Below are 21,511 nucleotides of genomic sequence, written 5' to 3' on the forward strand. Positions count from 1 at the left end.
ATCGAAACTTTTTTAGGTGCCTTTGTGGAAATTTCAGTGGATGTTATAAGCAAAATAAAACAGCAGATTAAAGATAATGCTATATTACTTTACATGAAAGGCAGTCCCAAAATGCCCCAATGCGGCTTTTCGGCCCGCGCTGTCCAATGCATTGATGCCTGCGGCGTTAATTTCGCCTATGTGGATGTGCTTGCCAATCCCGATATCAGACAGGCTCTGCCGCAAATTGCTGACTGGCCTACATTTCCCCAGCTCTATGTAAAGGGTGAATTAATCGGAGGATCTGATATTATAGCCGAGTTATATCAGCAAGGTGAGTTGGAAGCGATCTTGCGTGAAGCAGTAACCTCTTAAAATAATAAGAATTAAGCACATTGCAATGTGCCGAAAAAGGAGAGCAGGAATGAGTGTTTTAGTTGGAAGAAAAGCCCCTGATTTTACTGTGCCTGCAGTGTTGGGCAATGGTGAAATCACTGATAAATTCAATTTGCACAGTGCTTTAAAAGATCGTTACGGGTTGATATTCTTTTACCCTCTCGACTTCACTTTTGTATGCCCGTCTGAATTGATTGCTCTTAATCACCGTATGAGTGAGTTCAAAGCAAGAAACGTCGAAGTTATCGCCGTGTCCATTGACTCTCAGTACACCCATAATGCTTATCGCAATACGCCCACCAAGCAAGGTGGTATTGGCGCTGTTGAGTTTACTCTGGCTGCCGATATGACCCACACCATCTGCCAATCCTATGGTGTCGAGCATCCTGTGGCTGGTGTCGCGTTCCGTGGTGCCTTTATCATCGATAAAAATGGTCTGGTCCGTTCACAAATCGTTAATGATTTACCAATTGGCCGCAACATCGATGAAATTATCCGCATAATCGATGCTGTACAATTTTTTGAAGAGCATGGCGAAGTGTGTCCTGCTGGCTGGGAAAAAGGTAAGGCAGGTATGAAGGCTTCTCCAAAAGGAGTTGCAGAGTATTTGTCTGAGCATTCTGACAATCTCTAGCAATAGCTGCGGAGGATTACTCTCCTCCGCTATTTCAATTGGTTTTTTCTTACCAACACCTAAATGGGCCGATTAACTGTAGTCTGTCGTTTCTTTTTTTTATTTTTCGAGGGAGATGAGTTTGGGTTACCTTCAAACACATAGCCCTTCATCTCGGCTTTTGGTGTACGTATAGTACCACCAGACAGGTTTTCCAGATTATCATCGGTTATCTTTTTATCTTTTGCGGTGGGTTTCTGTACTTTGCTCATGGTAATTATCTCCAGTACCAGCTTGATTCATTGTTTGAGCTCATATCAAAAGCCGTAGCCATTCAAGAAATCAACTCTGTTCAATTCTGTATTCAATTAACGGTTTTTCTTTTTCCCTTTATTTTTTGATGTATTTTTTGCTTCCTTAAATCCTATAAACTGTATATTCAAACCGCCTGACAATTTTTCAAGATTCTCATCTGCTATTTTTTTGTCTTCTTTTGCACCGGGTTTACGTACTTTAGCCATGGCACACTACTCCACAATAAACTAATAATGTTGTTAAATTATAATATAGGGATTGTTCAAAAAATAATCAATTGTCTTGATTGAATTCGAAGAATTTAAAGATATAAAACAGTATATCAGCGGATTTCCCGCTTTCACGGGAGCCCGAGAGAGACGATGATATTGCTTCGAGATTTATTTACCGATTAGAGACAGAAACTCAGCCCGGCTGCTCACATTTTGACGCATATCGCCCAGCATAACCGAAGTCAGCATGCTTGAGTTTTGTTTTTCCACACCACGCATCATCATGCACAGGTGTTTGGCTTCAATGACTACTGCGACGCCCTTCGCTCCTGTAATGGATTCGATACAACTGGCAATTTCCATTGTTAAACGTTCCTGGATTTGCAGGCGGCGTGCGAAATACTCCACAATACGTGCTACTTTGGACAATCCCAATACCTTGCCGTTTGGTAAATAACCGACATGGCATTTGCCCAGAAAGGGTAAAAGATGATGTTCGCACATGGAATATAATTCAATATCCTTAACAATCACCATCTCGCTCATGTCTGACTCAAAAAGAGCATTATTAATGATATCCTGGAGATCCTCATTATAGCCTTTAGTCAGATATTGAAAAGCAGTGGCTGCTCGTTTTGGAGTATCTTTCAGACCCTCACGATTAGGATCTTCACCAATTTCTTCAAGTATTTTTGTATATAGTTCATGCATTGACAATGTCCTAACCTGGAGGCCAAGTCATTTGACGGCCGCCAAGAAGATGTAAGTGAATGTGGTAAACTTCCTGCCCTCCACCTGAATTCACATTAAAAACAAGCCGATATCCCTGTTCACTTAAATGTTCTTTTTTAGCCAGATTTTTGGCGGTCAGGATCATTCGTCCGAGGAGTTGCTCATCCTTGCTGTCTGTGTCATTAATTGTAGCAATATGCTGCTTGGGAATGACCAGAATATGAGTCGGTGCCTGAGGGCGAATGTCCCGAAAGGCCATGATCTCAGGCCCGTCAAAAACGATCGTTGACGGGAGTTCACCTTTTGCAATCTTGCAGAACAAGCAATCCATAGTTTTCCTGAATTTGGCTTAATTAATCATTATACTCCGAGATGGCAGGCACTTCAAAGTTTACTGCTTGGGGGATGATTTAAAGTGCGGTTAAATCAGTTTTTACCTCGTCCGCTTACAGGAGTTGGTTAATGTAATTTGTATAAAAAGTAAATTCTTTTACCCATACAAGATTCTTGATGGACGTCTATAGAACGGTGCAGGCATGCTTACTCCAAATAGTGGTACTGCCTAAAATATTATATTTCAAGCATTAAAGAACAACTATAATTCAGGTGAGCAAATGTTATCAATCTGTGCTTAATAGATGCAATAATTGGTCAATTTATGGTAATATAGAGCTTTTAATTTACGAGACATCTATGTATTACCGTGATTTTCTTAAAGAATTTAATCCTGCTATTGCCTATTCATTTGATCCAGAATCATCTCCCAACCACGATTCACAGACCTTGCAAGATACATATTTCCATGAGGCAGGCCAATATCAGGATATGATGGCAGCCTATTTATATGCACAGGAAAATCTGCTTCCCTTAATAAAAACAAAGTCTTTGACCAGCACCGACCTGCTTGAACACATAAAAAGGATACATGGTTTTATAGCGAAAACCTTATTAGCGCCATTTGAAATGCATTCAGGAGAATTTACTGATCAATTTGTTTTCCGCTGGCATCATGGTGCATCCATAGTGCAGGAATTTATTCTTTATTTGGCAAACACGCATTCTCCTGGAAATACACCAAAAAAATTCGCAAATTTTCTACTCAAAAACTATAAAGTACCTGAACCAGATAGCTTAAAGTTTTTAAAATTAATCGATCGAATCAAAAAAGACCCATCAATAACTATTCCAGATTGCGCTCAAAAAATTGTTGATAAAGATGAAAATCCGGAAAGTGTTCGTACGCTGTCAAAATTATATGTAGCTTTTAATAGGAATTTGCTTTCTGATGAAGATAAGGCCATCGTTGGAAAGCTATGCAAGATATGTATTTTGCCAGAACAAATCATGGAAAAAATGAATGAGTTTTCCGATAGACTCGTAAAGCAACTAGTGCAATGCAATGCTGAAGATATTGATGAGGTGGCAACTTTTGCAGCAAATGTATTCTATGAACTTACAGAGATACACCCATTTGCTAATGGCAATGGAAGAACTGCCACCTGTTTAATGAATTGTGTTTTAAAAGGATTGGGATATCCTGATATTTTATTGCGATATCCAGGAGATGCAAGAAACCCTGATAGCCAGTATTCGAAAGCAATTAGCCAAATTGCTGTAACAAGAAAGCCATTAGCCGATTTGATTAAAGCTCGCATCCTTGAAGCTCAAAAGGCACCCTATAAAAATGAGAAAAGAGAAGAGCATATGCAGCTTACAATTGCAATGGCTACTCTTTGTAAGCGCATTCAGCGTAAATATCCCTCCATCAACATCAATAACCTTGCAATAGAATCCATTGACAAGTGGAAAAAACAGTTTAAGCCCAAATTAAAAAACGAGATAGAATGCCAAATCGGGTTCTGCCGAGATATGGTGACAGCCGGCAAAAATCTTGAAAAAGTTTATGATGCTAAAAAAACAGCCATTCCTGTAGCGCCTGAACTGTTACAAGGACAAGTTTCCCAGGCCGCTGCGTTTATTGAGAAATACTCAGGGGTAACGGGTTGGAAATCAAGTACAACAAAAGGATTAACCTTTTGGATAACTCTGGATAACATGGACGATGTAAAAATAATCGCTCAAAAATTGCAATGCATGAGCAATGCAATGGAAGTCAATTCCGGAATGTCTCAAGGCAGAGCCACCGTCATATGTCATATTGGCAATAACTTGAATTATTTATTAGAGGCTGATCAGGGTCTAACTGATATTATTGGTAAAATCAATAAGGAAAGCGCTCAGAGCAACCTTAATATTTCAATTTAAATATAACAATTTGACTTGGCCCCCGGGTGAAGACCGCGGGAGCCCATATCTGAACTGGTACAATTTATTGTTCAAGAACAGGTATTTATTTGCATACAGGTTGATACCGAGATTGCTTTTATACTGGAGTTAGTTATTTTGCCTTTTAAAGCACTTTTTAGCATAATACCTGCGAAAAAATTTTTTGGATGAAGAAAATGGGCTTAATGCGGATTAATAGTGGTCGAGACATACCCAATGAAATTAATGTGGTAATTGAAATTCCTATGCATGCAGAACCGGTAAAATATGAAGTAGATAAAGAGTCCGGTGCTTTATTCGTCGATCGATTCATGGCAACCGCCATGTATTATCCGGCAAATTACGGTTATATTCCCAATACGCTTTCGGAAGATGGTGATCCGGTTGATGTTCTGGTAGTTACTCCTGTGCCTCTGATCAGTGGTTCTGTAATTGCCTGCCGTATACTGGGCATGCTGAAAATGACTGATGAAAAAGGGGTAGACGCCAAGCTTTTAGCTGTGCCGACTCACAAGTTAACCAAAATGTATGAAGGCGTTGAAACCTATCAGGATTTGCCTAAGCCACTGTTGCTTTCAATTGAACATTTCTTTGAGCATTATAAAGATCTTGAAGAAGGTAAATGGGTGAAAGTCGATGGTTGGGCTGGCATCGAACCGGCCCGAGAGGAAGTGTTGTCCAGCGTGAAACGCTATGATGAACAGCAATAAGAACGCTTAGTCTTAATAACTGCCTTTGAATGCAGGCCATTTAAAGGCAGTTTTGTTGAAACCACAGACAATTTCTGATTTTTCCACCTATTTTGCAAAAATTGCGTAGTTGCTTTAACGAGGCCTTAAATTCCTGTCGATATCATTGTAATCAAGTGAACGCTAATAGTGCTTACTGACAACCTGTTTATTAGGAGACAATGATGAACACTAAAAAACTAATGATGGTAATGGCTGCAAGCTTACTCTATGCCGTTAACATTCCCGCTATCGCTGCAAACAACAGCAATCAGGCGGAATTGTTTTTAATTTCTGATCCGCATATGGATGTTACGCTTCGCAAAACAACCAATATTAATCCGCCTGCTGATCTCAGAAATGAGTTAGACCAGCGAAGCTATCAGACACTAATCAGTAAACTGGGAGAACAGGTTGATCTGAAGAGGTCTGCCAATCCTTCTGTCGTGTTACTTGGTGATTTGCCCGCTCATAATGGCTATAGCCGTAAAACCTCCAGGGATGATATTAATGGCGTTTTCGAAGCGCTTCAGGAAAAGATAAATCCTGCTCCATTCTTTTCCGTGTTTGGAAATAACGATTCATCACAAAGAAACTACGGTCCATTTAGTTATCGTGATGATTCAGCCTATACGCTTTTGCAAGCAATAACCGGAAATGGCAATGGTTTTCTTTCAACCGGGACTAAATGCCCCTATAAAGGTCAGGCCTGTATTAGCAGTGAAAATAAAAAATATGGTTATTACTCTGCTTATTTAGGTGATCATCTCAAAATGCTGTCATTAAACAGCGTATTATTTGTGAACAGACCCAGTTTTTCTCCCTCACGAGAGGGTGCCAGGGAAGAAATGCAATGGCTGGAGAGTCAGTTGAAATCCAGTCGTGCAAAAAATAACAGTGTGGTGCTGGCAATGCATGTTCCTCCTCAATCCTGGGAAACAGACTATCAAAACTCATTCAAAAAAATAATCAAGGCTTACCCAGAAGTAGTCATTGGCATGATGGCCGCTCACTCGCATTATGATGAAATTCACGCAATGGTCGTCGGTAACAAAAGCTATGTAATTCCCATCGTTTACTCAGCAGGTCTTGGCGTGGATCACGGAAATGCCTCATCCTTCAAAACACTGAGCTTTTCAAGATCGAATTCAGGCAGCGCATGGCGATTAAAAGATTATGTAACCTATCATTTCATCGGGAAAAATGCGGACAGCAGCAAACTTTTACCCTACTATGATTTTACTCAGGCTTTCTGCGGAAAAACATCAGGAGAAACAGTGAGTGAGTGCCTGAAAAAACATATCAGCAATAACAAATTTGATGGCAATACCAGCACCTTAATGAGCAAGCACTACACAGCAGGTAATCCCAATAACAACAGACGAACTGACCCTTCTTCCAAATGGATTATGGTAGTTAAATAAGTATAAATCCAAGAAATTCTGCAATAGCATCTAGGTTGGGCCAAGGCCCATAGCCGTCAGGCTAAGAAGTAATGTTATCCCCTCTCCACCGAGCGCAGCGTGGGGGAGAGGGTAGGGTGAGGGGGTTAAAAAATTTATCACGTTAGTGATTCCATTTTGTTGTGGTAATAAAACATCGCCACAGAAATATGATTAATGAATCGCAACGCGACCTTGTTTTATAGCCCCTCACCCTAACCCTCACTGCCATTAAGTTAAAGGACTTCTGTCATTCCCGTGAAAGGCGGGAATCTATTTCCTCAATCGGCATTGTGGCTAGCTCAGAGATGGATCCCCGCCTTTCGCGGGGATGACAGTTTAATATACAATTGAGCTTAACTTAATGGCAGTGATCCTAACCCTCTCCCCCGCTGCGCGCGGTGGAGAGGGGATCTGATATTCTTAACCTGACGGCTATGGGCCAAGGCCCAACCAGTAATTCTCAAACTTAAATGCTCTTTAAGCTTCAACCTCGTTTCTTGTAACGGCGTGTTGAGCCTCCAAATCAGTTTGCAAGACTTTCTCAAGTTCCCAGTTTACTTGTCTCGAAAAGCTGATCAAAGTCGACTCCTCATCAAAAAATGCAAAGGATTTTCTAAGTGAAGCATCATCGAGTTCGGCAAACATTTGCATTTTTTTTGCCATGTGTTTGGGGTTGTGTCCAAGCTCAATCATAATATCTTTTGCCATATTGAGTGCCGAATCAAAGGTATCCCGTTTGAAGTAGTCCACACCGAGTTTATGCAATTCATAGGCATGCCGGCGGTTTCTGGCGCGCGCAAAGATTTTTAAGTGGGGAAAGGTTTCTTTAGCCATCGCGGCGACCTCAAGACTTACTTCCGGATCAGCCACTGCAATAATTAGCAGTTTCGCATGGGCAGCCCCCGCATTCTGCAGTAAATCAAGACGCGTGGCATCCCCGAAATAGCCTTTGAAGCCAAATTTACGAAGCAGTTCAATTTGCTCAGGGTCCCTTTCCAGAATAGTCAAAGGAATTTTTTGTGCAGTGAGAAAACGTCCAATAATCTGGCCGCAACGTCCATAGCCAGCGAGAATAATAGGATGATTTTCCTTGATGGTATCGAACTCAGGTTTTGGAATCCGGCTCATAAACCGGGGTACCAGAATGTGATAGTACAATAACATCAGGAAGGGTGTTATGGACATTGAAAGCGCCACGATTAGAATACTCAACTCACTGATTTGCACAGAAATAACTCCAAGTGAGGCAGAAAACTTTAAAAGAACAAACGCAAATTCCCCTACCTGAGAAAGCGAAAGGGCAAAACCAAGGTTTTGTAATCGGGTTAATCCAAAAGAATAGCCAAGCCCGATCAGAATGACTGCCTTAATAATCACAATCAGAAAAACTCCTGCGAGAACCGATGCTGAATGGGAGGCCAGCAAGTAGAAATTCATGCTCATGCCTACCGAGATAAAGAAAAGGCCCAGCAGCAATCCTTTAAACGGTTCAATATCGGTTTCCAGTGTTCTCTTGTATTCGGAGTTAGCTAGAACCACGCCAGCGACAAAGGCCCCCAGAGCGGGGGAAGCACCGATGGTTTGCATTAATAAAGTGATACCGACCACCAGAGCCAGCGAGGTTGCGGTAAACAATTCGCGCAGATTAGTCCGGGCAATCATTGAAAATAGATGACGTGAAAAATAGTGACCAGAAATAACCAGCAAGCTGATGACGGTGGCGACGGTAATGGCATGCGCCCATTCCGGCAAGTTCAGAAAACGGCTTGCATGAGCTTCGCTGGCAGCAGCCAGACCGGGTTCGGCTGCCAGTAGGGGCAGAATAATCAATATTGCGATTACGGCAATGTCCTGAAATAATAAAACTGCAAAAGAGGTTTCGCCTTCAACAGTCCGCAGCAGGTTTTTTTCTTCCAGCATTTGCAAAACCAGAGCGGTTGAAGACAAGGAAAAAGCCATGCTAAGAGCAAGGCTGGTTTGCCATTTAAAGCCCGATAAAAGACCAAGCATTGTCAGGGCCAGTGTGGTGATGCCTACTTGCAAACTGCCCAGGCCGATTATGGCTTTTCGTAAGCGCCAAAGCATGGGGGGTTCAAGCTCGAGGCCAATCAGAAAAAGCATCATAATGACCCCGAATTCGGCAAAATGCATAATTTGCTCGGCATTACCCATAAGCCGCAGACCATAAGGACCAATAACGATACCGATTAAAAGATAGCCCAGAACCGAACCCAGTTTAAAGCGGCTGGCAAGCGGAACGATCAGAGAGGCTGCTGCCAGAAAGATGAAAACCTGAGTCAAAAGCGTATTTTCCATATTAAAATCAGGCGAATAGAAAGCAGATATTATAACTCAGATATGGATAAACAATCAGTGTTAAATGCCTGCAATTTACCAGAGCCAAAAATGATTAAATTTTATTCAGCGTATCCATTATTTACAAATGCGAAAGAGTGGCGTAGAGTGATGCATTTTGATAATTTATTTTAATGCGGTTAAAATAAATAGCTCATTTTGACCATTAATTATTCAATAATTAAGATTTTCTTAAGCTAAAGCCAATATAATAGCTTCAGCAAGTGTGGACCAGCAGTGAAGGAATGTAATGAGTAATAAGCATGCGCTTAGCATTTTTAGTCTGACAATGATTACTGTAGGCTCGGTAGATAGTATCCGAAACTTACCCGCAACGGCCTTGTTTGGCAGCCAGCTAATTTCCTTTTTCTTTCTCGGGGCTTTGTTTTTTTTAATTCCTACCGCGCTGGTTTCTGCCGAATTGGCTTCTGGCTGGGCCAGACAGGGCGGCATTTATATCTGGGTTAAAGAGGCTTTTGGTAAAAGAGCCGGTTTTCTTGCCATCTGGCTGCAATGGATTGAAAATGTCATCTGGTATCCTACTATCCTTTCCTTTGTCGCAGGAACAATCGGTTATCTGATTAATCCGGCAATGGCGGACAATCCTTATTTTTTATGGCTGGTGATTGTGTGTTCCTTCTGGGGGGCAACTCTGGTCAATTTGCGCGGTATGAAATCGTCTGCTCTGTTTAGCAATATCTGTGCTATTTCCGGTCTTTTGTTGCCGATGGGCTTAATCATTGGCCTGGGAGCGGTCTGGCTGGCAGGCGGCAATCCCCTGCAAGTTCAGTTTGACTTGCAAAGTATCAGCCCGCATTGGCAGGATCGCTCCATGTGGGTTTCATTAACGGCGATTATGATGTCATTCTGCGGGATAGAAATCGCCACGGTACATGCGAACGATGTCAATAATCCGCAGCATGCCTTTCCTCGTGCGCTTATTTACTCGGTCCTGATTATTCTAAGCACCCTCATATTAGGTTCACTGGCTATTGCGGTAGTATTACCTAACAGCGAAATCAATCTGGTGGCTGGAATTATGCAGGCCTTCAATGCGTTTTTTAAGCAATATCACCTGGTGTGGATGATGCCGATAGTGGCTTTGATGCTGGTCATGGGTGGTCTTGGCGGCGTCAGTAACTGGATTATTGCGCCTACCAAAGGACTTCTTGTGGCAGCCCAGGATGGTAATCTGCCGGAGTTGTTTCAACGTACCAATCGGCAAAATGCTCCCGTGGTGATGCTGATTACCCAGGCAGTTATTGTCACTTTATTATCGACCCTCTTTTTGTTTATGCCCAGTGTAAATGGATCATACTGGTTACTGACGGCCTTGGCCGCCCAGCTTTACATGCTGATGTATTTAATGATGTTTCTTGCAGCAATCAAATTAAGATTCAGTGCTCCGGATCATTATCGCGCGTTTCGCATTCCAGGGGGCAAAGCAGGCTTGCTGTTCGTTTGTTCAGTTGGCATCATTGGAACGCTGGCTACCCTGGTTGTCAGTTTCATGCCGCCGGAAAATATTAATGTCGGAAGCACAGGACGTTATGAATTGACTTTAATCCTTGGATTATTATTGATGTGTTCCCCACCATTAATCAGCAGTTTATGGCAAAGGAGAGGCCAATTTAAATCAGCCCAGACTAAAGCCTTGTCTTAAGCTCCATGCGCCTGGCAATCCAGAACCTACCTGGTCCAGACTTCGATCTGGATTGCTTCACTTCGTTCGCAAAGACAAAAATGGTTTCAGTTAAAAGGAAATTTATCCCGTATAACGCTTAAGTAACTCATTATTAATATCTGTTTCCTGGACTTGATTGCAGTGTTCAATAGTACTGACTACCCGTCCAACATTTAATTGGAAAAACGAATACAGACCCGCGTCCTTTCCTTGTCGTAATGGAATTACAAAATCAGTTATTTCCTCCTTCTTTTTTTCCTGCTGCGGATGTCGCCAGAATCTCAGCTGATGGGAGGTGTGAATGAATGTTTTTTGAAGATGAGGATCCAGTTCTTCAACAGTGACCTGAATGTCTTCGATGTCCAGGTTGTTTCTCTCTAAAAATTCAGCGCAGCTTAATCTCTGCAGTTTTCCATTTTCCCGCTCACCGCCAATTTCGTAACCTTTGAGTTCCATCGCCTGTTTTTTATAATTCCAGGCAATGCTTTCTGAAACAGCGTGTACGATTAGCACGATTGGCAAAACCAGAGTGGTAGCCGCTCCACTGACTATTGCGCGCAGAATATAGAATGCAAAAGCCCATCTCCAGGGCAACACATTTTCAAGAAGCCGAGGTATGAATAAACTGGCATAATCATAGATGCCTACATGGTTCTCATTGCCGGCAAAAATGAAGTAGGTATCTTTTATTTTTTGCGAAAGGGAAGTTCTCAAAGTCCTGGCGTGAGGGGTACGTTTTGCTTCCTGGATCCCTGAGAAAGGGTTAAAAAAATCAACGGCCATAGGTGTTGAAATTTTGAATAAAAATTCAGTGTATTAATGCCATTCATTTTTGTCAATGAAATGACAAAAATTCTGCTCTTCTTTCGGCATAACTCCACGTCATCCCGAGCGCAGCGAGGGATCTCATCGTGCTCTGGATTACCTGGGGAGTTAGCTTCGGCGTAATTGACAATTTTCAATCCTCTTCCTAAATTTAAAAAAAATGCCAAGGGATCATATGGATATCTATCGAGCCTTGAAGCCAGGGATGACGCTGTGTTTCATTTTACTGATTTTCTGTAAGTCTGGTTTCTGCTCCTCCCTGATTGTTGGGGTCACAGTGCCGGGGCTTCCTATTGTCCAGAAGGTAGATAGCGCTCGAGGCTCCTATTACTTTGGTTTTTGCATCGATATAATGAATACCATTTGTAAGCAAATCGAAAGACGCTGTGAATATAAGAGTGTGACACTTCATAATCAATTCGAGCTACTGGATAATCGAAAAATTGATTTACTTATTATGCCTAACCCCTATACACCTTTTGAACTCAATCAGTATGCAGCCAGTATCCCCTATGCAGTCAGTAAAATGCAATTTGTCGCTTTGCAAAATAGTGGGATTGACAAGTTAGCTGATATCAGGAATAAAAAGATAGGAGCAATAAAGGACACATTTTATACTTTACTAGTGGAAAGTCCTTATGGAAATACCAACCAGATCATTGCCTATAACAGCATGAATGATCTGATCTCTGATTTGGCCAATCATAAAATAGATGTCATTGGATTGAACGATGTAGTAGCTTATATGTTCATAAGTAACAGCATTTACAATATAAAAAATGTGGGAAAAAGCATTCAATTAGGTGAAGGTTATGGCATTATCGGCCTGCCTGATAAAGCGCCGCTAATCGAGAAAATTAACAGGGCCATCTTTAAGATAGAAAATGACGGCACCTATACTTCAATTTATCATAAATATTACATGGGAGAGGATTAAACCAGTAAAGGCTCAAATTTATCCCCGGGGTGCTGCATTGCTGTTTTTTTCAGGTAATGAGTTAAACGCGGCTTCAAATAGTTCGTTAATAACACCTAATCTCCCCTGTCGGCTGGTAAAGCCTGAGAAGAAGCCCAGCTGCGCGTTTCTATCCTGCTGCAACTGCATGGCGACCTGACATTTCGCCTTATCAGAAAAAGGGGTAAAGGAAAAAATTGAAGGGGATTCACTCTGCCGGGTATCCAGATAATACTGCAGACAGCCCTTGTGTAATTGCTGGATTACGGTTTTTGGCTGGTCCAGTTCAATCGTGTTTATCATGCCCAGTGTGTAGTTGACAAAATTCATTGCCTTCTCAAATGCCTGCTGATTCTCTGCTTTAGACACCCCTTTTGCCTCGCCTTCCGAAGGGTTTACTTTTAGCAAATCATTATTGAACGCCGTTGCTAATGACAATGCGGCCGGCTTTTGTTTAACTTCAGAAAACACATTCAAGAGTGCCGGGCGGGAAGGAGGAAGAACGTGCTGAAGCTGTATGGTCGCTTCATGCGAACGAACAGTTGAATAATCGAGGTACTCTTTTAAAGAGGCAATCTGAATACTGCATAAAGCGCTGGAACCATATATGCTGATAAACAGAGCAGTTTCAGAATGTCGCTCTTCATCCGTGGTTTCAGGCCGGCAGCGAATAAGCACTGGCAGTAAGGCTATTTGCTCTTTGCCCAAATGAAAATGCAGAAGATAAAATAAGCAGGCGAATAAGGTGGCGGCATCCACTAGAATAGGATGCTGCGTGTTAAGCCCTTTTTTTATTTGGGCTTGCAGATCGTGAAATCTGACGAAGGGATGGTTTTCAATCTGCTCTACCTTTATATAGCCTAAAACTCTGGCTGTCGCCTTGAATAGGGCTAAAACCTGCTCAAGAGAAAATGACTGTTCTGCGTTGTAAAAGCGTTCTGAGTGGCGGGCAAAGAAAAACGGGTAATGTCTTTGGTAAACGCCTTTAAAACCATTACTTTCCAGATTATTCTGTAATGAAAGCCAGCTGCCAACCTGAGGGTTTTCTCCCCATGATGCCCCCGTAATGTTAGCAACTGCCCACTGCCAGAACTGATCAATGTATCTAATCACTTTGGCTTTTAGCTCAGCATCAACGATTTGCTCCGGATTCCTGATATTGCGGGTCAATGAAGCGAGAGAAGCCGCCAGCTGCTCTGACTTGCTGTTTGGTTCATGATGCTGATTTGTCATTGCAAACTCGTCAAGAATTAACTTCAGTTGACCCATACTGATTGTCATATGCTTAGTTCCATTAGAGCATCACTCAGGCTTTCAATTGATCTTTAAGGGCCAGGAGTTCATCACGAACTTTGGCAGCCATTTCAAACTCCATATTCTGGGCGTGAGTATGCATTTGTTTTTCAAGTAGTTTAATTCGTTTGGCAAGCTGATCCGGCGGCAGAAGCTCATATTGTGGCTGGCGTTCGGCGATTTGACTCTTTCGCTTATTACTGTATGCGCCTTCCATAATATCTTCAATGGATTTTTTAATGCCCCTGGGAGTAATTCCATGCTGCTCGTTGTAGGCTAATTGTTTGTTACGCCGACGCTCTGTTTCATCCAGGGCACGCTGCATTGAACCGGTCATGCGATCCGCATATAAAATAGCACGGCCGTTTAAATTTCTGGCGGCCCTGCCAATAGTTTGAATTAATGAGCGGTCGGAGCGTAAAAAGCCTTCCTTATCGGCATCCAGAATAGCAACTAACGCCACTTCAGGCATATCCAGCCCTTCTCGCAACAAATTAATACCGACCAGCACATCAAACTCACCCAGTCTTAAATCACGAATAATTTCAACTCGCTCAACAGTATCAATATCTGCATGCAAATAGCGCACGCGGATCCCTTGATCCTGCAGATAATCAGTTAAATCTTCTGCCATCCGTTTGGTTAAGGTGGTAACCAGAATGCGTTCACCCTGAGCCTGAACCAGGCGTATTTCAGAAAGCAAATCATCCACCTGATTTCTGACCGGCCTGACAATGACCTGTGGGTCAATCAGTCCAGTAGGGCGAACGACTTGTTCTGCAATATTGTCGGCCTGTTCTTTTTCAAAGGGACCAGGAGTTGCAGATACATAAATGGTTTGTGGTGAGCGGCCGTCAAATTCTTCAAAACGTAAGGGGCGATTATCCAGTGCAGAGGGGAGCCTGAAACCATAATTAACCAGGGTTTCTTTACGGGCGCGATCGCCGCGATACATCCCGCCGATCTGTGGAACAGTCACATGCGACTCATCAATGATCAGCAAGGCCTCTGGTGGTAAGTAGTCAAATAAAGTAGGCGGAGGCTCGCCTTCATTACGGCCTGACAAATAACGTGAATAATTTTCAATACCCGAGCAATAACCGAGTTCCAGCATCATCTCGATATCAAAGCAGGTGCGTTGCTGCAAACGCTGTGCTTCAAGCAACTTATTCTGCCGGGTAAACTCATCCACTCTGATTCGCAGTTCTTCCTTAACCTGCTCAATTGTTTCCAGAAGTCTTTCCCGCGGTGTCACATAGTGTGTTTTGGGGAAAATAGTCACGCGGGGAAGCTGCTGAATGATATCGCCTGTCAGAGGATCAAAGCGCATAATACGCTCCACCTCGTCATCAAATAATTCGATACGAATAGCCTCTTTCTCCGAGTCAGCAGGGAATACATCAATCACATCGCCAGTAACCCGAAATTGCCCTCTGTCCAAAGACTGATTGTTACGCGTATATTGCATTTCTGCCAGACGGCGTAAAATTTTACGCTGGTCGCATTGTTCTTTGCGCGACAGATGTAATACCATACGCAGATAGGAATCCGGATCGCCCAATCCATAAATGGCCGAAACCGTAGCAACAATTATGGCGTCTTTGCGCTCAATAAGCGCTTTGGTTGCTGAAAGGCGCATTTGTTCAATATGCTCATTAATTGATGCGTCTTTTTCAATAAAGGTATCTGAAGCAGGAACATAAGCTTCGGGCTGATAATAATCGTAATAGGATACAAAATATTCTACGGCATTATCTGGAAAAAAAGTTTTAAATTCTCCATAAAGCTGAGCCGCCAATGTTTTATTGGGTGCCATAATTAATGTAGGACGTTTCATTGCTTCAATGACATGAGCAATAGTGAAGGTTTTACCTGAGCCGGTAACCCCAAGAAGAATTTGTTTTGCCAGCCCGGATTCAACGCCTTCAATCAGTGAGGAAATGGCAGTAGGCTGATCGCCTGCGGGCTGAAAATTTGAATAAATTTTAAATACATTTTTCATAATAAGAACTATATACATTTTGTAGGAAAAGATGCAAGTTTTTTACAGCTTGATTTTTAGCAAACCTGCATTATAGTTTGACCTGTCGTACAACGGTAAATAATTGCCTGATGTACAAATGACAAAACCGCAGGAGTTCACGTCAGTTTAGAGGCAATATTTAGAAAGAGGAGTGATTGATGCAAATTACACTGGCTAATCGGGTAAAGCAGGTAAAGCCTTCGCCCACCCTTGCCGTGGCTGCCAAAGCCTCACAAATGCAGGCACAGGGAATGGATATTATTAATCTCGGTACTGGAGAGCCCGACTTTGATACGCCTCAGCATATCAAGGATGCTGCTATTGCAGCGATTAATGCTGGATTTACCAAATACACGCCAGTGGATGGTATCAGCGAATTAAAACAGGCGATTTTAGAAAAATTTAATCGCGATAACGGACTTGCTTACCAGTTAAATCAGATTCTGGTTTCAGTCGGTGGGAAACAGAGCTGTTATAATCTTTGCCAGGCTCTTCTGAATGAGGGCGATGAGGTTATAATACCAGCACCTTATTGGGTTTCTTATCCGGATATGGTTTTATTAGCGGATGCAACACCAATCATTATCCCGACAACGCCTGCCATGCGCTATAAAATTACCCCCGCCCAGCTGGAGCAGGCAATTACTCCCCGGACACGGTTATTTTTTATAAATAGTCCATCCAATCCTTCAGGAGTTGCCTATAGTTTAGATGAGCTGAAAGCCCTGGGGGAAGTACTGAAGAAGCATCCGCAGGTTTTGATTGCAACAGACGATATGTATGAGCACATTATCTGGACGCAAGCTTTTTGCAATATACTCAATGCCTGCCCTGAATTATATGATAGAACTGTTGTACTTAACGGTGTTTCCAAAGCCTACTCAATGACTGGCTGGCGTATTGGCTATGCGGCGGGCCCAGCACCTTTAATCAATGCAATGAAAACAGTGCAGTCGCAATCCACATCAAACGCCTGCTCCATCGCGCAGAGAGCCGCTTTAGCGGCACTTACCGGCGGTGATGAAACCGTTCATCATATGGTCAAGGCCTTTCATCATCGACACGATTATCTGGTGGATCGCATGCAAACCATGCCAGGTATAGAGGTGATCCCCGCGGATGGGACCTTCTACAGCTTTCCCAACGTGCAAGCGATTATTGAGAAGCGAGGCTATGCCAACGATGTCGAGTTTGCTGAAAAATTATTGCAGGACGAAGGTCTGGCTTTAGTGCCGGGTTCTGCCTTCGGAAATGAGGGTTGTATAAGACTATCTTTTGCCACCAGCATGGATAACTTAAGCAGTGCGCTTGACCGCCTAAGTCGTTTCTGCAAAAGATAAAAAAATTTAAGAAAACCCTTGACTCATCAGCGGGATCTCTTTATGATTCCGCCTTATTCCCTGGTAGCTCAGTCGGTAGAGCGGATGACTGTTAATCATTAGGTCACAGGTTCGAGTCCTGTCCGGGGAGCCATATCTACTATGGTTTCTGGTAAAAATAAATTTCCTCTCATATTCTACGTGTGCGCCTCAAGGTACCTTAAAATTATTGATGTTAAAAAACACTTAGAAGTTTGCAATTCGTAACTTATTTAATTAATAGGGCTAGGGGCTTTGATTAAGAGATGGATAACTCAGATACTTTTTCCGCTCATGGTTTTAGCTTAAGAAATAAGCTCTTAGATGGCTTAAGAGGTTACGCGGCCTTAGCTGTGCTAGTATTTCACAGTATTCTAATGTTAAGTAGTTATATAGTTACAGATGTTTTATATACGCCCGTTTATCATATCAAAGAAAACTATTTTAAAATTATCAAACTCTTTCTCTTGTTTTTTAATGGTCATACAGCGGTTAATATTTTTTTTGTTTTAAGTGGAATGGTATTATTTAATGCTTTATTAAGGACTAAAACAGAACGGCTGCCAGTTATCACTTTTAGTTTAAGAAGAATAAGTAGAATTTATCTACCGTTAATTCCATGCCTGGCTGTTTTTTACCTTGTTTTTAATTGCCTGCATTATTTTTTACCAGCAATTTACCCTCATATTAAATTTCATCCCTTTGTCCAAAATTGTTTGCTTCATAAAATAACACTACACGGCGCCAGCTGGACATTACAAGCTGAGATTTGGGCAATCCCATTGATTCTTTTGACTTTTTACGGGTATAAGAAATGGGGCCCCAAGATAGTATTAATTCTAACTTCACTCTCGATATTAATAATAGACAATGATTTTAAAATTAATTTTTATGCGGCCAATACGTGGATATATTATTTTTATTTAGGTTTTTGCTGTGCAATTTTTCCAGAAGAACTAAAATATTGCATCAAAAAAATAGGATGGTTTCTACCACTGTTTACAATGATATTTCTTAGAGGTTTTTTCACACACTCCAGCATTACAGCCAACTTACTGCAGGGATTTAGCATTGCGATATTAATACTCTATTTAAGTAGTGATCCAGAGGATAAATTTTCTTCTTTCTTAAAATTACCATTTTCTCAATACTTGGGTAAAATAAGTTTTAGTTTATACTTATGGAATGTAATGGTATTAAATTTATTTTTACCATCAGCTCGATTTACCTTTGTGCAACTTCATCCCCTGGAGTTTGGTTTATTAATTTCCGCCTGTGTATTTATAATCACTTGGCCCGTAGCACATTTCTCTGAAAAATTTATCGAACAACCGGCGATTAAACTGGGTAAAAATTTATCAAATGTTATCGTTCGTGAATTAATGCCCAAGCTTTCTCGCGCTGCATTATTTCTTAGGAATGGCCACAGCACCAGCTCAAGCAATATGTAAGCTTGCGATACAAGTTTTTTTGTATGTTAATTGGTTCTTTTCGTCCAAACTGCTCTGAATTGATCTTTCGGAAACGGTATATATTCATTCTTGCATCGCGTACTAAACAGCCATCTAAGCAGTTTGATATGCCACTAGTCTTTAGACAAAAGTTGTCGGAATTGAGTTCACACATATGCTATAATGGTTTTAATTGGAGCATCTGGTTATAAATTTGAACGGAAATGAAAGACAAGTCTGAAATAATTAATGCTCTGCAAAACCCTCAGAAAGCCCCCTTTAGAGTGGCTTTTGAGATTTTTGCAAGTACAGACCGAGAAAAAATAGCAAAATGGCCTAAAGAACTGGCTGAATATTTAAAGATACCCGATATTCAATTCCACAGGCAGGATGAAAGTGGCACTATTACTGCAGAGGCTGCAAAAGCCGCAAAAGCTGCAGCGATCGCGTATTATCAAAGTCGTAGTTTAGATGAACCAGCAACCCGATTATTAAGCGGCCTGGAGAAACATACGGTACGTTATAATAGGGTCAAAGAGTATTTTAATCAGAAAATTAGAGAACTTAATCTCAGTGATCCACTAGTCTTTTTTGATGACAAGGCACTGCGTATTGACATTGGTTATGGCCCCAAAGAGATTCAGGTTTTATTTCCTGATTTTTTTAATCATGGAGAAGTTTTTGATAAAACGATTCTGGGAGGTGTGGGTTATTTTGGAAAATCCCCATTAAATTATTTTTTAGACGATTATATAGAAGAAGATTACCAGATTTTTCTGAATGCTGAAAAAGAACGTCTTCTTTCGACTGCTGCCACCGAGTTCGCCCAGCAACTCCCGGCTTCAAAAAGTAAAGTAAGTATTGAAGATACAAAAGATTTCAATGAAGCAGATTTTATTACTAAATGCTTCGACAACAATGAAGGTCTTATTGTTGGCGAGGTACATGAACATAAAAGCCCCAAACAGTTTTTAGTAGATAATATGGCTTTGTTTAAATCTCAAGGCGTCACCACTATTTATATGGAGCATTTACTTCAGGAGCGCCACCAGGCATTACTCGATGCCTATTTACATTCAGAGTCTGATGACGCGATGCCGCGTGAATTGGAGTTCTATTTAAATTATCTGGATAAAGAGCGCAATCTATCAGGATCTGCTACATTTACAGCGGTAGTTCAAGAAGCTAAAAAGCATCAAATCAGAATAGTGGCGATCGATTCTGAAGCCTCTTATCGTTTGGCGGTTACATACTCATTGGGTGATCTGGGACATACCAACGCTATTAAAGAGCGGTTTTCTGCAATGAATATGGCAATGCTTGAGCGATACAGGGAATTTAATGACGGTGGAAAATATATAGCACTCATAGGTAGTGGTCATGTTGCCACCTGCCTGGATGTACCCGGAGTCTCGAATTTATTAAATTGTCCAAATATCCTTGTCAATGATTTGAGTGATGACCTGGAAGAATATATTGAGCAGGATATTCTACATGGAGAAGCGCCAGGAACTGCAACTTTTGATGTTTTGTATCACCGCCATCAAAATTCAAAACAGCTGACTGTTTCTGTTATAACCCAGCCTCCTGAAGAAGAACTTCAAAAAAATATTATTAACTTCGAAGCGAATAAAAGAGAAATTCAAAAGAAATTTTTAGAAAATTTGACGGCGCTGCAGTTGGAGCTTGATAAATCCAGCCGAAATAATACGGCAACCAAATTGGAAGGAGAAAGGTTGTATACGGCTTTATTTACGAATCAGGAGCAATTTTTCAACTCATTATCTTTGCAGTTAACTGAACAGGAATTAAACAAAACAATTATTGAATTTCGAAATTCTTGTAAAGAACAGATTAAAGCCGCGGACAAGATTATGGGACATGGCTGGTTATATCGTATTGCTGAGGTAGTAATTAAATCTGTCGTTGGTTTATTTGTAGGTATTGGTATGATTCTGGGTTCCGCAGTTAATCAAGGCTTGGCTAACTCAGAGCATCGACAAAAGTTTGCCCAGACTTTCTTTGCTCTTAATCAAACGGGTGAATCGAAGGCCCTGAACAAATTTAAAGAGGAAATTCTAGGTGATGACAAGGAAGAGCCTGGTTTACTCTCGGAGTCAAAATTTAAATAAATGAGTGCTCAGGAAAATTTTTTCACCACATCAGCTATCGTGTGGATCCTAATTATTAATTTTCTTATTATTGTCTCTAAGATCTAACAATCACATTATTTAAAATGAACTATAGTTTGCGATATATAAAAATCGGTATGCTGGCGTCGGTTGCTTTGTTTTTAAGCCTGGTGGCTTTTAATAATGTGGTGGATTTTAATAGTAACTGGCTTTTTGTGCACCATGTATTAAGTATGGATACCACCTTCCATGAAACAGCTCTTATGTGGCGAGCTATCACAGATTCCAACCTCCAGAAATTAGCGTATTATTTCATTATTATATGGGAAGTGATAGCGGCGACTATCTGTTGGATTGGCTGTTTTATACTTGGTTCCAAAATAAAAAAGAGCGACTTTGATTCATATAAACAGACCGCATTCATTGGCTTATTTTTAGGTTTTTTACTGTATATGGTGGGCTTTCTCGTTATTGGTGGGGAGTGGTTTGCAATGTGGCAATCTCCAAATTGGAATGGGCAAATGAAAGCGGGATTATTCCTGAATTTTATCATGTTCGTAATGATCTTTCTTAACACAGCCGATGATCATCTGTAGCAGCGTAGCCTGGTTGGCGCTTTGCGGCAACCGGGTTTTCCCAAAGGCAAGTTTTCCTGGAGATGGGGGATAAGGCAACCCGGTTGTCGCAAAGCGCCAACCAGGCTACATACTAAACACTGCCAATGACAGC

Annotated in this window: 19 protein-coding genes and 1 tRNA gene; 12 read left to right on the top strand and 8 right to left on the bottom strand. The window is 41.5% G+C overall.

The annotated features are described in order from the left end of the window. Positions 1 to 36 precede the first annotated feature (36 nt). Together grxD and E1O89_RS07105 are read left to right on the top strand one after the other, a co-directional pair. Positions 37 to 354, top strand: a complete 318-nt coding sequence (gene grxD, locus E1O89_RS07100; RefSeq protein ID WP_133139620.1) for a Grx4 family monothiol glutaredoxin — start codon at positions 37 to 39, stop codon at positions 352 to 354. A gap of 49 nt (positions 355 to 403) precedes the next feature. Beyond that, complete coding sequence (locus E1O89_RS07105) at positions 404 to 1,009, top strand: peroxiredoxin (RefSeq protein ID WP_112218897.1); 606 nt, start codon at positions 404 to 406, stop codon at positions 1,007 to 1,009. 59 nt (positions 1,010 to 1,068) lie between these two features. On the opposite strand, the gene E1O89_RS07110 is transcribed toward E1O89_RS07105, so the two are convergent. The 4 genes from E1O89_RS07110 to E1O89_RS07120 form a co-directional block, all read right to left on the bottom strand. Beyond that, on the bottom strand, positions 1,069 to 1,260 hold the full coding sequence (locus tag E1O89_RS07110; protein WP_133139556.1) for a hypothetical protein: 192 nt from the start codon (positions 1,258 to 1,260) through the stop codon (positions 1,069 to 1,071). Between the two features lie 96 nt (positions 1,261 to 1,356). Continuing rightward, on the bottom strand, positions 1,357 to 1,509 hold the full coding sequence (locus tag E1O89_RS15430; protein WP_165483093.1) for a hypothetical protein: 153 nt from the start codon (positions 1,507 to 1,509) through the stop codon (positions 1,357 to 1,359). A gap of 174 nt (positions 1,510 to 1,683) precedes the next feature. After that, positions 1,684 to 2,226 (bottom strand): GTP cyclohydrolase I FolE, encoded by a 543-nt coding sequence (folE, locus tag E1O89_RS07115; protein ID WP_133139557.1) that lies wholly within the window; start codon positions 2,224 to 2,226, stop codon positions 1,684 to 1,686. Positions 2,227 to 2,236: 10 nt separating this feature from the next. Next, a complete protein-coding gene (locus tag E1O89_RS07120) occupies positions 2,237 to 2,578 on the bottom strand; it encodes a histidine triad nucleotide-binding protein (protein WP_058506824.1) in 342 nt (113 codons plus the stop codon). Positions 2,579 to 2,940: 362 nt separating this feature from the next. On the opposite strand from E1O89_RS07120, the gene E1O89_RS07125 reads away from it, so the two are divergent. From E1O89_RS07125 to E1O89_RS07135, 3 genes are all read left to right on the top strand, one after another. After that, entirely contained in the window at positions 2,941 to 4,512 is a 1,572-nt protein-coding gene (locus E1O89_RS07125) for a Fic family protein (protein ID WP_133139558.1), read from the top strand. Positions 4,513 to 4,709: 197 nt separating this feature from the next. Continuing rightward, entirely contained in the window at positions 4,710 to 5,243 is a 534-nt protein-coding gene (ppa, locus tag E1O89_RS07130) for an inorganic diphosphatase (protein ID WP_133139559.1), read from the top strand. 200 nt (positions 5,244 to 5,443) lie between these two features. Then, entirely contained in the window at positions 5,444 to 6,685 is a 1,242-nt protein-coding gene (locus E1O89_RS07135) for a metallophosphoesterase (protein WP_133139560.1), read from the top strand. Positions 6,686 to 7,183: 498 nt separating this feature from the next. On the opposite strand, the gene E1O89_RS07140 is transcribed toward E1O89_RS07135, so the two are convergent. Then, entirely contained in the window at positions 7,184 to 9,022 is a 1,839-nt protein-coding gene (locus E1O89_RS07140; protein ID WP_133139561.1) for a monovalent cation:proton antiporter-2 (CPA2) family protein, read from the bottom strand. A gap of 289 nt (positions 9,023 to 9,311) precedes the next feature. Between E1O89_RS07140 and E1O89_RS07145 the strand changes: the two genes are divergently transcribed. Further along, positions 9,312 to 10,724, top strand: coding sequence for an APC family permease (locus E1O89_RS07145; RefSeq protein WP_133139562.1), 1,413 nt, complete (start codon positions 9,312 to 9,314; stop codon positions 10,722 to 10,724). Positions 10,725 to 10,826: 102 nt separating this feature from the next. Here E1O89_RS07145 and E1O89_RS07150 read toward each other — a convergent pair whose 3' ends face one another. Further along, positions 10,827 to 11,528, bottom strand: coding sequence for a hypothetical protein (locus E1O89_RS07150; protein ID WP_133139563.1), 702 nt, complete (start codon positions 11,526 to 11,528; stop codon positions 10,827 to 10,829). 217 nt (positions 11,529 to 11,745) lie between these two features. Here E1O89_RS07150 and E1O89_RS07155 point away from each other — a divergent pair, with 217 nt between their 5' ends. After that, entirely contained in the window at positions 11,746 to 12,507 is a 762-nt protein-coding gene (locus E1O89_RS07155; protein ID WP_165483094.1) for a transporter substrate-binding domain-containing protein, read from the top strand. An 18-nt stretch (positions 12,508 to 12,525) separates the two neighbouring features. On the opposite strand, the gene E1O89_RS07160 is transcribed toward E1O89_RS07155, so the two are convergent. Both E1O89_RS07160 and uvrB read right to left on the bottom strand, forming a co-directional pair. Continuing rightward, positions 12,526 to 13,806, bottom strand: a complete 1,281-nt coding sequence (locus E1O89_RS07160; protein WP_133139565.1) for a hypothetical protein — start codon at positions 13,804 to 13,806, stop codon at positions 12,526 to 12,528. A gap of 25 nt (positions 13,807 to 13,831) precedes the next feature. Then, entirely contained in the window at positions 13,832 to 15,820 is a 1,989-nt protein-coding gene (gene uvrB, locus E1O89_RS07165) for an excinuclease ABC subunit UvrB (protein ID WP_133139566.1), read from the bottom strand. A 179-nt stretch (positions 15,821 to 15,999) separates the two neighbouring features. Between uvrB and E1O89_RS07170 the strand changes: the two genes are divergently transcribed. The 5 genes from E1O89_RS07170 (at position 16,000) to E1O89_RS07190 (ending at position 21,378) form a co-directional block, all read left to right on the top strand. Then, entirely contained in the window at positions 16,000 to 17,181 is a 1,182-nt protein-coding gene (locus E1O89_RS07170) for a pyridoxal phosphate-dependent aminotransferase (RefSeq protein ID WP_133139567.1), read from the top strand. Between the two features lie 57 nt (positions 17,182 to 17,238). Then, positions 17,239 to 17,314, top strand: a tRNA-Asn gene (locus E1O89_RS07175). Between the two features lie 151 nt (positions 17,315 to 17,465). After that, positions 17,466 to 18,650 carry an acyltransferase family protein gene (locus E1O89_RS07180; RefSeq protein ID WP_133139568.1) on the top strand — a complete coding sequence of 395 codons (1,185 nt, stop codon included), beginning with the start codon at positions 17,466 to 17,468 and terminating at the stop codon, positions 18,648 to 18,650. 224 nt (positions 18,651 to 18,874) lie between these two features. Then, positions 18,875 to 20,782, top strand: a complete 1,908-nt coding sequence (locus E1O89_RS07185; protein WP_133139569.1) for a membrane-targeted effector domain-containing toxin — start codon at positions 18,875 to 18,877, stop codon at positions 20,780 to 20,782. A 104-nt stretch (positions 20,783 to 20,886) separates the two neighbouring features. Continuing rightward, entirely contained in the window at positions 20,887 to 21,378 is a 492-nt protein-coding gene (locus tag E1O89_RS07190) for a DUF2165 family protein (protein WP_133139570.1), read from the top strand. The last annotated feature ends 133 nt before the right edge of the window (positions 21,379 to 21,511 follow it).

Source organism: Legionella genomosp. 1, assembly GCF_900640215.1.
In the GTDB taxonomy this organism is placed as follows: Bacteria; Pseudomonadota; Gammaproteobacteria; order Legionellales; family Legionellaceae; genus Legionella_C; species Legionella_C quinlivanii_A.

Bases quoted from the DNA above. Each gene is read 5' to 3' on its own strand.
- E1O89_RS07145 (WP_133139562.1), top strand. From the start codon at position 9,312: ATGAGTAATAAGCATGCGCTTAGCATTTTTAGTCTGACAATGATTACT.
- E1O89_RS07180 (WP_133139568.1), top strand. From the start codon at position 17,466: ATGGATAACTCAGATACTTTTTCCGCTCATGGTTTTAGCTTAAGAAAT.
- ppa (WP_133139559.1), top strand. From the start codon at position 4,710: ATGGGCTTAATGCGGATTAATAGTGGTCGAGACATACCCAATGAAATT.
- E1O89_RS07190 (WP_133139570.1), top strand. From the start codon at position 20,887: ATGAACTATAGTTTGCGATATATAAAAATCGGTATGCTGGCGTCGGTT.
- E1O89_RS07105 (WP_112218897.1), top strand. From the start codon at position 404: ATGAGTGTTTTAGTTGGAAGAAAAGCCCCTGATTTTACTGTGCCTGCA.
- E1O89_RS07150 (WP_133139563.1), bottom strand. From the start codon at position 11,528: ATGGCCGTTGATTTTTTTAACCCTTTCTCAGGGATCCAGGAAGCAAAA.
- E1O89_RS07170 (WP_133139567.1), top strand. From the start codon at position 16,000: ATGCAAATTACACTGGCTAATCGGGTAAAGCAGGTAAAGCCTTCGCCC.
- E1O89_RS07135 (WP_133139560.1), top strand. From the start codon at position 5,444: ATGATGAACACTAAAAAACTAATGATGGTAATGGCTGCAAGCTTACTC.
- E1O89_RS07140 (WP_133139561.1), bottom strand. From the start codon at position 9,022: ATGGAAAATACGCTTTTGACTCAGGTTTTCATCTTTCTGGCAGCAGCC.
- E1O89_RS07120 (WP_058506824.1), bottom strand. From the start codon at position 2,578: ATGGATTGCTTGTTCTGCAAGATTGCAAAAGGTGAACTCCCGTCAACG.
- E1O89_RS07185 (WP_133139569.1), top strand. From the start codon at position 18,875: ATGAAAGACAAGTCTGAAATAATTAATGCTCTGCAAAACCCTCAGAAA.
- E1O89_RS07155 (WP_165483094.1), top strand. From the start codon at position 11,746: ATGGATATCTATCGAGCCTTGAAGCCAGGGATGACGCTGTGTTTCATT.
- E1O89_RS07125 (WP_133139558.1), top strand. From the start codon at position 2,941: ATGTATTACCGTGATTTTCTTAAAGAATTTAATCCTGCTATTGCCTAT.
- E1O89_RS07160 (WP_133139565.1), bottom strand. From the start codon at position 13,806: ATGACAATCAGTATGGGTCAACTGAAGTTAATTCTTGACGAGTTTGCA.
- folE (WP_133139557.1), bottom strand. From the start codon at position 2,226: ATGCATGAACTATATACAAAAATACTTGAAGAAATTGGTGAAGATCCT.
- E1O89_RS07110 (WP_133139556.1), bottom strand. From the start codon at position 1,260: ATGAGCAAAGTACAGAAACCCACCGCAAAAGATAAAAAGATAACCGAT.
- uvrB (WP_133139566.1), bottom strand. From the start codon at position 15,820: ATGAAAAATGTATTTAAAATTTATTCAAATTTTCAGCCCGCAGGCGAT.
- E1O89_RS15430 (WP_165483093.1), bottom strand. From the start codon at position 1,509: ATGGCTAAAGTACGTAAACCCGGTGCAAAAGAAGACAAAAAAATAGCA.